This window comes from Corallococcus llansteffanensis (genome assembly GCF_003612055.1).
GTDB lineage: Bacteria > Myxococcota > Myxococcia > Myxococcales > Myxococcaceae > Corallococcus > Corallococcus llansteffanensis.
Genome location: NZ_RAWB01000358.1, coordinates 1 through 10,367, shown reverse-complemented (window position 1 = coordinate 10,367; position 10,367 = coordinate 1). Strand labels below are relative to the sequence as shown.

9 protein-coding genes are annotated in these 10,367 nt (G+C 70.7%); 4 read left to right on the top strand and 5 right to left on the bottom strand.

Annotation, left to right across the window (positions count from 1 at the left end):
- The 3 genes from D7V93_RS28060 to D7V93_RS28050 form a co-directional block, all read left to right on the top strand.
- Nucleotides 1–338 (top strand): PepSY domain-containing protein (locus D7V93_RS28060; RefSeq protein ID WP_147451377.1); only part of this gene is annotated, 338 nt, incomplete at its 5' end.
- A gap of 296 nt (nucleotides 339–634) precedes the next feature.
- A complete protein-coding gene (locus tag D7V93_RS28055) occupies nucleotides 635–2,914 on the top strand; it encodes a TonB-dependent receptor (protein ID WP_244237553.1) in 2,280 nt (759 codons plus the stop codon).
- 19 nt (nucleotides 2,915–2,933) lie between these two features.
- A complete protein-coding gene (locus D7V93_RS28050) occupies nucleotides 2,934–3,614 on the top strand; it encodes a Fe2+-dependent dioxygenase (protein WP_120646309.1) in 681 nt (226 codons plus the stop codon).
- Between the two features lies 1 nt (nucleotide 3,615).
- Here the strand turns inward: D7V93_RS28050 and D7V93_RS28045 are convergent, their stop codons facing one another.
- A complete protein-coding gene (locus D7V93_RS28045) occupies nucleotides 3,616–4,083 on the bottom strand; it encodes a universal stress protein (protein WP_120646308.1) in 468 nt (155 codons plus the stop codon).
- A 138-nt stretch (nucleotides 4,084–4,221) separates the two neighbouring features.
- Between D7V93_RS28045 and D7V93_RS28040 the strand changes: the two genes are divergently transcribed.
- Nucleotides 4,222–5,094 carry an SDR family NAD(P)-dependent oxidoreductase gene (locus D7V93_RS28040; RefSeq protein ID WP_120646307.1) on the top strand — a complete coding sequence of 291 codons (873 nt, stop codon included), beginning with the start codon at nucleotides 4,222–4,224 and terminating at the stop codon, nucleotides 5,092–5,094.
- A 20-nt stretch (nucleotides 5,095–5,114) separates the two neighbouring features.
- Here the strand turns inward: D7V93_RS28040 and D7V93_RS28035 are convergent, their stop codons facing one another.
- The 4 genes from D7V93_RS28035 to D7V93_RS28020 all read right to left on the bottom strand — a co-directional run.
- Nucleotides 5,115–5,909: a trypsin-like serine peptidase gene (locus tag D7V93_RS28035; RefSeq protein WP_120646306.1), complete on the bottom strand. Its 795-nt coding sequence runs from the start codon at nucleotides 5,907–5,909 to the stop codon at nucleotides 5,115–5,117.
- A gap of 273 nt (nucleotides 5,910–6,182) precedes the next feature.
- Complete coding sequence (locus D7V93_RS28030) at nucleotides 6,183–7,670, bottom strand: FAD-dependent oxidoreductase (RefSeq protein ID WP_120646305.1); 1,488 nt, start codon at nucleotides 7,668–7,670, stop codon at nucleotides 6,183–6,185.
- Nucleotides 7,667–9,013 (bottom strand): 2Fe-2S iron-sulfur cluster-binding protein, encoded by a 1,347-nt coding sequence (locus D7V93_RS28025; RefSeq protein WP_120646304.1) that lies wholly within the window; start codon nucleotides 9,011–9,013, stop codon nucleotides 7,667–7,669. The genes D7V93_RS28030 and D7V93_RS28025 overlap by 4 nt, the downstream gene beginning before the upstream one ends.
- 211 nt (nucleotides 9,014–9,224) lie before the next feature.
- On the bottom strand, nucleotides 9,225–10,367 hold a 1,143-nt coding region (locus tag D7V93_RS28020), incomplete at its 5' end, for a DUF8173 domain-containing protein (RefSeq protein ID WP_147451376.1).

Sequence of the window (10,367 nt, the reverse complement as noted above, 5' to 3'; positions counted from 1 at the left end):
GCGCCTTCGTTGTTCGTGAGCAGGACCGGTGGCCGCTGTTCGCGTCGACGCAGCTGTCGGTGGATCCGTACACGGCGCAGCCGCTGCGCACGGAGACGTACGCGGACTTCAACAGCGGTCGCAAGGTGCGCACCTGGCTGCGCTTCCTGCACACCGGCGAGGCGCTGGGGTGGCCAGGCCAACTCATCGCCGCGCTCGCGTCGTTCGGCGCCGTGTTCCTCGTCTACACGGGCTACTCGCTGTCGTGGCGTCGCTTCTTCCCGCGTCGTCAGGCCCGGGCGGTGGCGACCCCTGTCGCGCCCCCCGAGTCCCCGGAGTCCAAGACGCACGCGGCCTGATCCGCTCCACGCGCAGCCCCCTTCATCCCCCACGGCCCGGACCGCGAGCGCGGCTCCGGGCCGCTTCGTTTCACGCACCGCCGTGTGGCATTCGCCCGACTGATGCGTCGCATTGCGCGAGCGGCCCTGGCGCGACGCCGTTCCCGCCGGCCTGGGAAGAAACTTCTTGTTCCACCATGCCGGGTATTGCATATGAGAATCATTCTCATTTAGGCAGCCCATCCTCCGAGGGTCACGTGTCCACCGCCAAGCCCGGTCGTTCTGGAATCCGCTCATCACATGGCAATCCTGGAGGCGTGCGTGGCGCGCTGTGGCCCTGGGGGCAGGCCGTGGGGCTCGCGTCCGCGCTCGCCGCCGGCAGCGCGGTGGCGCAGGAGACGCCGCCCGCCGCCGCCACCCCGGCGCCGGTGCAGGAGTCCCGCCCGGTGGAGGAGACGACCCCCGCCGTGACGCCCCCTGCGGCTCCGACTCCGGCCCCGGCTGCCGCGAGCACGGAGGCGCCGCCCGCGGAGGAGCAGGACGTGTTCGTCCTGCCGACGGTGGAGGTGGAGGGCGAGGCGTCGAAGTACAACGCGACGGAGCCCAGCCTGACGCGGCTGCCCCGGCCGCTGGTGGACACGCCGCAGACCATCACGGTGGTGCCGGAGCGGGTCATCGAGGAGCAGCAGGCCACGACGCTGCGCGATGCCCTGCGCAACGTGTCGGGCATCACGGTGACGGCGGGGGAGGGCGGCCGGCAGGGCGACTCGTTCTCGCTGCGCGGCTTCTCCGCCCAGACGGACACCCTGCGCGACGGCGTGCGCGACCTGGGCTGGTTCACCCGCGACACGTTCAACCTGGAGGGCGTGGAGGTCTACTTTGGTCCGTCGTCGGTGCTCTTCGGCCGGGGCTCCACGGGCGGCGCCATCAACATGGTGACGAAGAAGCCGAAGCGGGGCTCCTTCCAGGACCTGCGGCTGTCGGGCGGCACGGCGCCGTCCGGCCGCGTGGAGGCGGATCTCAACGAGGAGGTGTCCGAGCGCATCCAGCTGCGCGTGAGCGCGACGGGGCAGCTCGCGGACGTGGCCAGCCGTGACGTCGTCACGGAGAACCGGGCGGGCATCGCGCCGTCCGCGCGCTTCGTGCTGAGCGACAAGGTGTCGCTGGAGGTGGACTACTTCTACCAGCACGAGAACAGCGTGCCCGACTACGGCCAGCCGTACTTCAATGGCTACCCGGTGTCCGTCACCCTGAACGTGCCCCGCGAGAACTTCTACGGCGTGCAGGACAGCGACACCGAGCGCGTGAACGTGCACATCGGTACCGCGCGCGTGCTGGCCGACCTGGGCGGTGGCATCCGCCTGACGAACACCCTGCGCTACGGCGGCGTGGATCGCTTCGCCCGCCCCACCGCGCCGCGCGGCCTGACGCCGGTCAACGCGCCCACCACCATCGGGCGCCAGCGCTTCGAGACGAACACCGACAACAACTACCTGGCGAACCAGACCGACCTGCGCGGCGTGTTCACCACCGGGTTCCTCAAGCACACCGCCAACGTGGGCCTGGACATCTCGCGCGAGCGGCGCAGCCAGTCCCGCGACAACCTCACCGCGGTGGGCCTGCCCACGGGCCCCAACCTGCCCGCGGACCTCTATGATCCGGATCACAACCCGGACCTGTCCGCCGTCAGCCGCGTCTTCGCGTCGTCCAACTCGAGCCGGCAGTGGAACCTGGGCGTCTACGCGTCCGACCAGATCCAGGTGGGCCCCTACGTGGAGCTGCTGGGCACGCTGCGCTACGACAACCTCCACAGCGACTACTCGGCCACCACCGCCACCGGGGAGACGACGCCGTTCGAGCAGGAGAACGGCCTGTTCAACTGGCGCGCGGGCGTGGTGCTCCACCCGGTGGCGAACGCCAGCATCTACGGCATGTACGGCACGTCCTCCAACCCGAGCGCGGAGCTGGCCACGCTGTCCAACGACACCGTCAGCCTGGACCCGGAGAAGAACGAGACCTTCGAGATTGGCGCCAAGTCCGACCTCATCGCCGAGCGCCTGAGCGTCAACGCCGCCGTCTTCCGCACGAACAAGAAGAACGCCCGCGTGCCCAACACCGACCCGGAGGGGCCGGCGCAGATCCTGGAAGGCAAGCAGCGCGTGCAGGGCTACAACGTCGGCATCGCGGGTTCTCCGGTGCAACGCTGGAACGTGTTCGCCAACTACACGTTCCTGGACGCGAGCATCCGCGAGCACAGCAACGACTTCCTGGAAGGCCAGCGGCTGGTGAACACGCCCAAGCGCAGCCTGTCGTTGTGGACCACGTACGCGCTCCTGGAGAACCTGTCCGTGGGCGGCGGCGCCGTCTACCAGGACGTGGTTCCGGTGAACAACCCGGCCAATGCGACGGTGCTGCTCAGCAAGGTGCCCAACTTCTGGCGCTTCGACGTCTTCGCCAGCTATGCCTTCAAGAAGGTGGACCTGCAGCTCAACGTCTACAACCTCACCGACAAGCTCTTCTACGAGTCCTACTACGCGGGCCAGGCCGTGCCGGCGGAGGGGCGCTCGGCGCTGCTTTCCGCGCACGTGCGATTCTAGCCGCAGGAGGAAGTCCCTGATGATGGTGCACATCCCGCGGGTCCTCACGCCCGAACAGGTCGCCCACTGCCGCACCGTCTTCCAGCAGGCGGCGTGGGAGGACGGCCGGGCCACCGCGGGCAGCCAGTCCGCCCAGGTGAAGAAGAACCTCCAGCTCCCCGAAGGGAGCCCCGCCGCGCGGGAGCTGGGGGACCTGGTGCTGGCGGGCCTGGAGCAGAGCCCGCTGTTCATCTCCGCGGTGCTGCCCCAGCGCGTCTTCCCCCCGCTGTTCAACCGCTACGAGCCGGGGATGGACTTCGGCTCGCACGTGGACAACGCCATCCGGCCGCTCTTGGGCACGTCGCTGCGCCTCCGCACGGACGTGTCCGCGACGCTGTTCCTCAGTGAACCGGACAGCTACGACGGCGGCGAGCTGGTGGTGGAGGACACCTACGGGAACCACTCGGCGAAGCTGCCCGCGGGGGACCTGCTCATCTACCCGTCCAGCAGCCTGCACCACGTCACGCCGGTGACGCGCGGCGTGCGGCTGGCGTCGTTCTTCTGGGTGCAGAGCATGGTGCGCGACGCGGGCCAGCGCGCCCTGCTCTTCGACCTGGACACGTCCATCATGCAGCTCACGCGCGAGGTGCCGAAGAGCCCCGCGCTGGTGATGTTGACGGGCGTGTACCACAACCTCCTTCGCCAGTGGGCGGAGCCCTGAGCTAGGCCTGCTCCGGGGTGACGTGCAGCGTGAGCACCGGGCACGTCGCGTGGCTCACCACCTTCTGGGCCACGCTGCCCAGCAGCATGCGCGTCAGGCCCTTGCGGCCATGGGTGCCCATGACAATGAGGTCGTACTTCCCGCGCTGGGCCTCCTCCAGCACGATGTTGGCCGCCTCGCCAATCACCACCCGGTGAGACAGGGCCACCGGCGCGCTGCCCTCCAGGGATTGCAGGAGCGTGGCCAGCTCCTTGCCCGCGGAGTCGCGCGCCATCGTCTCCAGCGCCTGCGCGTCCCAGCCGGGCGAGGCCACCAGCAGGTCCGGCGCCACGTACTGCGGCGGCTCCCACGCGTGGATGATGTCCACCGTCGCGCCGAAGGGCCGGGCGAGCTGCAGCGCGTATTCGATGACGGACCGGGAGCCGTCCTTCAGGTCCACCGGCACGAGGATGCGTGAAGGGGCAGCCATGGATGTCCTCCCCGGACAATGACAGCAAGGGAACGCCCGGCCGCCTCGGGAGCGAGCGGGCGCTCACAGGATGGGAGCAACGGAGCGGGCACGCAAGCCCGCGTGAGCATGGGCAGTTTTCTGTCCGAGGTTCCCCCCATGCGCCCTCCCATCGACCACGGTACCGTGCTCATCATTGGCGCCGCTGGCGGCATCGGCCGCGAGCTTGCCCGCCTTCTCTCCCCACGCGTCCGGACGCTGGTGCTCGTCGCGCGCGAGGTGCAGGAGCTGTCCGAGCTGCGCGATGAGCTGCTGCTGCGCAACCCGACCCTGGGGGTGATGCTCCAGGCCTGCCGACTGGATGATCCGCGCGCGGTGGATGAGCTGTTCGAGCACCTGGAGCGCCACTACGTGCGCGTGGACGTGCTCATCAACAACGCGGATCACACGTCCAGCGGGCTGTACGTCCAGGAGCGCTGGAAGCGCATCGAGGAGCTGGTGCACGCGAACGTGCTCGCCCCCGCGATGCTGACACACCGGCTGCTGGGCCCCATGCTGGAGCGGGGGCGGGGCGGCATCCTCATCGTCGGCTCCGGCGCGGCGCGCCTCTTCCTGCCGGGCGCGGTGACGTTCGCCGCCACGCAGCGCTTCCTGGACGGCTTCAGTGAGTCCCTGCGCCTGGAGCTGGAGGACGCGGGCATCCCCGTCACCTTCGTGGCCCCGGGCCCGCTGGCGCTGGAGCCGCCGCTGCCGGACGAGGTGACGCCCTTCTTCGAAGTGTCCCTGCGTCAGTGCGCCCGCGAGGCCCTGGCGGGCTTCGAGCGGGGCGACGCGCTGGTGTACCCGGGCCTGGGGCACCGATGGGTGATGCGGCTGTTGCGCCTGCTGCCGCGCTCCTTCAAGCGGGGCCTGGGGCGGCTGGCGCTGGGCGGACTGCGCCGCAAGCTCCTGCTCCAGCCCTCCGGGCCCGAAGCGGGAGCGCCCCCGCGGCCGGTGCTGCTGGCCGGGGGGGAGCCCTCTTCCGCGTCCTGAGTGTCGAAGGACTCCGACGACTACAGGCCGATCTCCGCGAGGCGGGCCTTCACGCGCGTGGCCTTCACGCCGGTGTTGGCCGTGCCGCGGCCCTGCGAGTTGCCGCCGATGCCGATGTGGTGCAGCGCCACCACCTGGTTCGTCGACGTGGAGATGACGGGCGAGCCGGACGAGCCGCCCAGCGTGTCCGAGTTGTAGGAGATGTCCGTGGTGCTGTAGTTGCCGTTCAGCACGGTGCCCGGAGAAGACTTCTTCGTCGGGACGCAGGAGGGGGTCGTGTAGTAGTCGCAGTTCTGGTTGACGACGTACACGGAGGCGTTCGTCGCCGCGTTGGTGGCGGAGACGGTGAGGAAGCCGTACACCGCGCCCGGGAGCTGGCCGTTGACGGCCGAGCAGCGCAGCGCCGTCATGTCGTCACCGCTCCACGTCTTGATGAACGTGGCGCACGGGTACCAGATGCGCGAAGCGGACGCGACGCCGTCCTCGTAGTTGAACGACACGCGCGCGCCCACCGCGTCCGCGCTGCTGCCGACACAGTGGTTGTTGGTGATGATGACGTCGTTGGACACCAGCCACGCCGTGCAGCGGCTGCCCACCGCCGGGATGGAGAGGTAGCCCACCGCCAGGGACTTCGCGCGCGGCGTGCCCGTGAGGGACGTGGCGCTCACCCAGTTCAGCGTCCCGACGATGACGTTGGACTCCTGCGACGCCAGCGGACCGTTGGGCTCCGCGTCCGGCAGGTCCTGCGGCTCCACGGAACCACACGCCGTCACGCCCAGCACCAGCATCGCACCCATGAGCTTCTTCGCGACCATCGGGAACCTCCTTCGCGCGGCATTGCGCGGCGCGAAGGGCAAGGCACGTCGCGTGCCAGCAGGCGTCCCAGACGGAGCGCGCCACCCCGGCACCGCGAGGTGGTGCGTGGATGCTCCGTGCAACCCGGTTGCGTTTGTAAAGAAACGTCACATTCCCGGGCGAATCCCCAGCCATCCCGGGGGCTTGCATGGATTTCCAGGAGTGCTGTTTTTGCGGACAATCAAACCCGCCCTGTCCCAAGCGGAGACAGGGCGGGGTGAGGCCCCGGCCTCTCAGCCGATGATCATCTCCTCGCGCTCCAGGGTGCCTTCCTTGAAGCGGCGGAGGTTGAAGCGGGTGAAGAGCTCGTCGGAGTCGCCGGAGGTCATCCACCCGGCCATCCGCTCCGCGACGGCGGGGGCCATCATGAAGCCGTGGCCCACGAAGCCGGAGAGCTGGAGCAGGTTGTCCAGGCCGGGGGTGCGTCCCAGGATGGGGTTGTTGTCCGGGGTGACGTCGTAGAGGCCGCCCCACTGGCGCAGGACCTTCACCTGGCCCACGTTGGGCAGCTGCTCGGTGAGGGCGCGGGCGAAGCGCGACACGAAGCGCAGGGTGCTGCCCATGTTGGGGCCGGCGGGCTCCTTCGGGTCGCCCATGCCGCCCACGATTTCCCCGCGCATGGACTGGCTGAAGTACAGGCCCGTGTCGAGCACCGACACCAGCGGGGACAGGAAGGGCTTGAGCGGTTCGGTGCTGAGGATCTCGTGGCGGTGGGGCTCGTTGGGCAGCGCCACGTCCACCAGGTTCGCGACCTGGGGGCTCCACGCGCCGGCGGCGAGCACCACGGTGTCGCAGGCGATGTCGCCCCGGTCCGTCTTCACCTTGCGCACCTGGCCGTTGCTCGTCTCGAAGCCGGTGACGTGGGTGTACGTCTCCACCTTCACGCCGCGCTTCACGCAGCCCTGCGCGTAGCCCCAGAGGAAGGCCCAGGGGAAGATGACGCCGTCCTCCGGGTTGTAGGCCGCGGTGAGGCAGTCCTTCATCGTCAGGCCGGGGACGATGTCGCGCGCCGCGTCCGGGGTGATGATGCGCGTGGGCACGCCGTACTTGTTGTGCAGCACGGCGTTCTTCTCCAGCCGCAGCGCGGTGTCCTTGCGCTTGGCCAGGAAGAGGTAGCCGCCCTGGCGCAGCCACACGTTGACGCCCAGGTCGCGCGCGAACACCTTCATCAAATCAATGGAGCGCTTGGCCAGCTCGATGAGCGCCGGGGTGCCCCACTGCATGCGCACGCCGCCGCCGTTGCGGCCGGACGCGCCCGCGCACAGGTAGCCGCGCTCCAGCACCACCACGTCCGTCTCGCCGCGCAGGGCCAGGTTGTACGCCAGCGACAGGCCCATGATGCCGCCGCCGATGATGACCACCTTCGCCTTCTGCGGCACCGGCCCCTCCGGCCGGAGCGCGGACGGGAAGTGCTCCAGCTCCTGGGGCACGCCGCCCATGGGGGGCACGGATTCATCCACGGGCGCGCTCGCCAGCACGCGCAGCTCCGTGGGGTACAGCGGCGGGCGGGGCGTGAAGGGCACCACCGCCTCTGGCTTGAGCGCCTTCGACTTCTGGAGCAGCGCCGCGACCGTGGAGTGGCAGCTCTTGCCCTGGCAGATGCCGGTGCCGAAGCCGGTGAAGCGCTTCACCGACTCCACGTCCTGGTAGCCCCGCTCCAGCGCGTGTTCGATGTCGGAGACGGTGACGTCCTCACAGGTGCAGACGAGCGCCTTGCTCATGACAGCCCTCCCAGCAGCGCCTGCGCCGCGCGCTGGCCCATGGCCGCCGCGTCCTTCGCCGTCCCCACCTTCGCCACGTCGCCCGCGACGAACACGTCCGCGGCCTGCGTGCGTCCGTCCGCGTCCGCGTCCACGCGGAAGTGGCCCGCGCTCGCGTCGAACTCCACCTTCGCGCCGCCCTGGCGCGCCAGCTCGAAGCCCGGCGTCACCGGCACCGACACGATGATGGCGTCGCACGACACCTTCTGCTTGCGGCCACCCTGGGGCGTGAAGCTCAGCGCCCCCACACCGCGCAGGCCGTGGGCCTTGAGCCCGTCCCCCACGCACGCCTTGGGGTGCGCGTTCGCGGGCAGCGGCCCCTTGAGGTCCACCACCGCGGCGATCTCCACCCCGCGCTGGGCCAGCAGGTGCGCCAGCGCGTGCAGTTCCGGGCCGTGGCCCACCAGCGCCGCGACCTCCGGGGCCACGTCGTGGCGGCGCAGGAGCAGGCTCGCCGCGCGGCCCGCGAACACGCCGGGCAGGTCGTTGTTCTCGAAGGGGAGGGTGGGGGGATGGCCGCCCACCGTGAGCAGGAAGCGCTCCGCGTAGACCTTCAGGAGCCGCAGGCCTTCGGGCTCCTGCGACGCCACCGCGAGGTAGCGCCCGTGCTCGTCGTCATAGAGGCCGATGACGGTGGCGCGCCGCACCACGCTGCCCTGCGGGAACGCGGTGGGCTCCGGCACGAAGGGCGCGCCGTCCTCCGGGGCGCCGTGGGCCAGACGGCCACCCAGGTTCGCGTCGCGCTCGAAGAGCATGAAGGGCACGCCCTTGCCCGCGAACACCCGCGCCGCCTCCAGGCCGGCAGCGCCACCGCCCACCACCGCGACCCGGATCTGGATCGTGCGCGAGGGCAGGGCCTCGGGGCCGGGCTCCTTCGGCAACAGGCCCAGGCCGGCGAGCTGCCGGGCCACCTTCGCCATCACGTCCTCCGCGATGGGGACGCCCGCGAACATCTCGTGGTGGTCGAAGCGCTTGGGGAAGAACCAGTCGATGGTCGCGAAGATGTCCACGTTCGCGGAGGGGTACGCGTTCTGCCGCTCCAGCCGCATCCCCTCCTTCGCGGGGGTGCGGCACGTGTAGACGTTGGGCAGGCCGTCCACGCGCATGAGGCAGTGCGAGCAGGCCGCGGCGAAGCAGAAGGGCCCGCGGGGGCGGTGGTACTTCACGGACCGGGAGAGGACGTTCTCGCCCGCGGCGATGAGGGAGCACGCCACCGGCTCGCCTTCGACGGCGGGGATGCTCTCGCCCTCGAGGTCCACGGTGATGGCCCTGCCGCGCGGGGTTGCGTCTGGGAGGCGTCGCATGGGTGCCGCGCAAAATGGCGCACCGGACCCGGGCGGTCAAAGCCTGTCGGCGTCCGCCCGCCCGCCACCAACAGCCCGCGCCGACAGCCCAGGTGATGGCGCGTGAACGCGACACTTGTGGGGAAAGCAAAAGCCCCACTCCCGGTGCGCGGGGAGCGGGGCTTTCATGACGCGGTGGGGCAAGCCCCGGGGGGCCTTCAGGCCGGGTGCGTCAGACGGGGGCTTCGTCCCGGGGGAAGATGGGCTCCGGCATGCCCCGGGGGCGGTAGCCGAAGCGGGTGCGGATGACGGCGCCGAGCGCCAGCGGGGTGAGGAAGAGGTTGAGCAGCACGCCCAGCACCGGGATGTGGCTGACGAGCAGCAGCAACCCCAGCCCCATGGCGAGCACCCCTGCCTGCGTCTTGCGACCGCGCAGCACCGGGATCCGCGTGCCCAGCTCGGAGGCGATGGCCGCGTAGCCCAGCGCCGTGCCCAGCATGGACGCCACCAGGAGGGCGAACGCCACCGGGATGCCGATGAGGGTGATGCACAGGACGATGGTGAGCGGGATGAGCGCCAGCGTGCCGACGAAGCCCAACAACACGTTCTTGCCGGGGCGGCTGCGGATCTCCTCGCCCAGCTCCTTCATGCGCGCCGGGAAGAACATCTGCCCCAGGAAGCCCAGCCCGAAGAGGAGCGCGAACTGGAGGATGAACGAGGCCGGCCCGCCGCCCCGGTCCTCGTCCTCGTCCGCCTCTTCCTCCGACGCGACGGGATCGCGGGCCTCGTGCATGCCGCGCTTGATCTCCCCCGCCACCATGCGACCCAGCCCCGCGCCGCCGAAGGACTCCGTGCTGCCCTCCACCTTGGCGCCGGCCTCCTTCTGCACCTGGCCGCCGAAGGCGGACACGTCGCCTTCCACCTCCGCGTCCGGGCCCAGGATGACGTTGCCGCCGAAGGCGTGCGCGTCCCCCTCCACGTGGCCGTGGATCTCCAGGTTGCCACCGAAGGCGACCGCGTCGTCCTCCACCGTGCCGCGCACGATGAGGTTGCCGCCATAGACGACGGCGCTCTCCACGGACTCGCCCTCCTTCACCTCCAGGTTCTGTCCGCGCGCCACCACGTCCCGGGCGCCGCGCTTGCCGCGCCGGATGCTCTCGCGGGCGCGCCGCATCTCCTCGCGCACGCGGTCCTTCACCTGGTCGGCCTCCTCCCTCGCCATCTCGGCCTGGACCCGGGCGGCTTCGGCGCGGGCCTCTTCGGCCTCCCTGCGCGCATCGGCGGCATCCTCGTCCTGGTCCTCGTCGGGCGCGGGCGGCGCCGGAGGCGGCGTGGCGGCCATCATGGGTGGCGCCGGCGGCACGGGGGCCACGAC